The sequence below is a fragment of the Stenotrophomonas sp. 05L44_2 genome, assembly GCF_056665995.1.
Map to the genome: position 1 here is coordinate 1 of NZ_JBFTNR010000530.1, position 2,937 is coordinate 2,937.

At 66.8% G+C, this 2,937-nt stretch carries 2 protein-coding genes; both read left to right on the plus strand.

What is annotated here, in order from left to right:
• Positions 1-2,814: efflux RND transporter permease subunit (locus AC1VAN_RS16920; protein ID WP_480986261.1), on the plus strand; the 2,814-nt coding region annotated here is incomplete at its 5' end.
• The coding region (locus tag AC1VAN_RS16925) for an efflux RND transporter permease subunit (RefSeq protein ID WP_480986262.1) at positions 2,811-2,937 on the plus strand (127 nt) is incomplete at its 3' end. The genes AC1VAN_RS16920 and AC1VAN_RS16925, both read left to right, overlap by 4 nt.

Consider the following 2,937-nt stretch of genomic DNA (forward strand, 5'->3'; position numbering starts at 1 on the left):
AAGGAAGAGAACATCAACATTTCCGGCGGCCGCCTGGAGGAGGGCTCGCAGCGCTTCCTGGTGCGCACCGTCAACCAGTTCGCCGACCTGGAAGAAATCCGCAACCTGCTGGTCACCACCCAGTCCGCCAACGGCAGCGCGGCCGACTCGGCGCTGCAGCAGATGTTCAACATCGCTGCCTCTACGGGCTCGGCTGCAGCCGTCGCCGCCGCTTCCGCTGCACAGAGCGCTTCCTCAGGCGGCGCCTCCAGCGTGGTCGCCAACGGCGTGCCGGTGCGCCTGAAGGATGTGGCCACCGTGCGCCAGGGCTACAAGGAACGCGAAGCGGTCATCCGCCTGGGCGGCAAGGAATCGGTCGAACTGGCGATCTACAAGGAAGGCGACGCCAATACCGTGGCCACCGCCGAAGCGCTGCGCAAGCGTCTGGAGCAGATCAAGGCAACGTTCCCGGCCGATGCCGAACTGACCACGATCGAAGACCAGTCGCGCTTCATCGAGCACGCCATCGCCGACGTCAAGAAGGACGCGGTGATCGGTGGCCTGCTGGCGATCCTGATCATCTTCCTGTTCCTGCGCGACGGCTGGAGCACGTTCGTGATCAGCCTGTCGTTGCCGGTCTCGATCATCGCCACGTTCTTCTTCATGGGCCAGCTTGGCCTGAGCTTGAACGTGATGTCGCTGGGCGGCCTGGCACTGGCCACCGGCCTGGTGGTGGATGACTCCATCGTGGTGCTGGAGAGCATCGCCAAGGCGCGCGAACGCGGCCTGGGCATCCTGCAGGCGGCGATCGCCGGTACCCGCGAAGTGAGCATGGCCGTGGTCGCCTCGACCCTGACCACCATCGCGGTGTTCCTGCCCCTGGTGTTCGTCGACGGCATCGCCGGCCAGCTGTTCCGTGACCAGGCGTTGACCGTGGCCATCGCCATCGCGATTTCGCTGCTGGTGTCGATGACCCTGATCCCGATGCTGAGCTCGCTGAAGGGCCGGCCGCCGCTGGCCTTCCCGGAAGAAGCCGCAGCCGAGCCGTGGCAACCGCAGAGCCGCTGGCAGAAGCCGGTAGCACTCGGCCGTCGTGGTGTGATGGCGACGATGCGCTGGAGTTTCTACGCGCTGGCATGGCTGGTGGTGCGCCTCTGCCGTGGCGTGGCTGCAGTGGTCGGCCCGGTGATGCGCAAGGCCAGCGACATCGCCATGAAGCCGTACGCCGGTGCCGAACGTGGCTACCTGCGGCTGCTGCCGGGTGCGTTGGCCCAYCCYGGCAAGGTGCTGRGCCTGGCYGCRCTRGCGTTYGTCGGCACGATGGCGCTGGTGCCGATGCTCGGCGCCGACCTGATCCCGCAGCTGGCGCAGGACCGTTTCGAAATGACGGTCAAGCTGCCGGCCGGCACGCCGCTGAAGCAGACCGATGCGCTGGTGCGTGAGCTGCAGTTGGCGCATGGCAAGGGCGAAGGCGTGGCATCGCTGTACGGTGTCAGCGGCAGCGGTACCCGCCTGGATGCCAGCCCGACCGAGAGTGGCGAGAACATCGGCAAGCTGACCATCGTGATGGAAGGCGGCGGCAACCCGCAGACCGAAGCGGAGATCACCGAGCGCCTGCGCGACACCATGGGCCAGCACCCGGGTGCGCAGGTCGACTTCGCGCGGCCGGCATTGTTCAGCTTCTCCACGCCGCTGGAAATCGAACTGCGTGGGCAGGACATGGCGACCCTGGAAGTGGCAGGCCAGCGCCTGGCGGCGCTGCTGCGCGGCAATGCGCACTACGCGGACGTCAAATCCACCGTGGAAGAGGGCTTCCCGGAAATCCAGATCCGCTTCGACCAGGAGCGAGCCGGTGCACTGGGCCTGACCACGCGGCAGATCGCCGATGTGGTGGTGAAGAAGGTGCGCGGCGATGTCGCCACCCGCTACAGCTTCCGCGACCRCAAGATCGACGTGCTGGTGCGCGCGCAGGAAACCGATCGTGCCAGCGTGGAGAGCATCCGCCGGTTGATCGTCAATCCCGGCAGCACCCGTCCGGTCACCCTGGATGCGGTTGCCGACGTGGTGGCCACCACCGGCCCCAGCGAGATCCATCGTGCCGACCAGACCCGGGTGGCCGTGGTCTCGGCCAATCTGCGCGATATCGACCTGGGCGCGGCCATGCGCGAAGTACAGCAGATGGTGTCCGAACAGCCGCTGGGCGCTGGCGTGGGCCTGCACATCGGCGGCCAGGGCGAGGAACTGGCACAGGCGGCGAAGTCGCTGATCTTCGCCTTCGGCCTGGCGATCTTCCTGGTCTACCTGGTGATGGCCTCGCAGTTCGAATCGCTGCTGCATCCGTTCGTGATCCTGTTCACCATCCCGCTGGCGCTGGTCGGCGCGATCCTGGCGCTGATGCTGACCGGCAAGCCGATCTCGGTGGTGGTGTTCATCGGCCTGATCCTGCTGGTCGGCCTGGTCACAAAGAACGCGATCATCCTGATCGACAAGGTCAACCAGCTGCGCGAGGCCGGCGTTGCCAAGCACGAGGCACTGGTGGAAGGTGCGCGTTCGCGCCTGCGGCCGATCATCATGACCACCCTGTGCACGCTGTTCGGCTTCCTGCCGCTGGCGGTGGCGATGGGCGAGGGCGCCGAAGTGCGCGCACCGATGGCTATCACCGTGATCGGTGGCCTGCTGGTGTCGACCCTGTTGACCCTGCTGGTGATCCCGGTGGTGTACGACCTGATGGACCGCCGCGGCGATGCCTACTACCGCGAACGCGGTCGCAAGCATGCCGGTGAGGGCCTGCACGGTGCCGAGGGCAGTGCGTCGGGTGCGGAGGAACCGGCATGAGCGTTGCCGAGTTCTCCATCCGCCGCCCGGTCACCACCATCATGTGTTTCGTGTCGCTGGTGGTGGTCGGCCTGATCGCCTCGTTCCGGCTGCCACTGGAAGCGCTGCCGGACATCTCCGCAC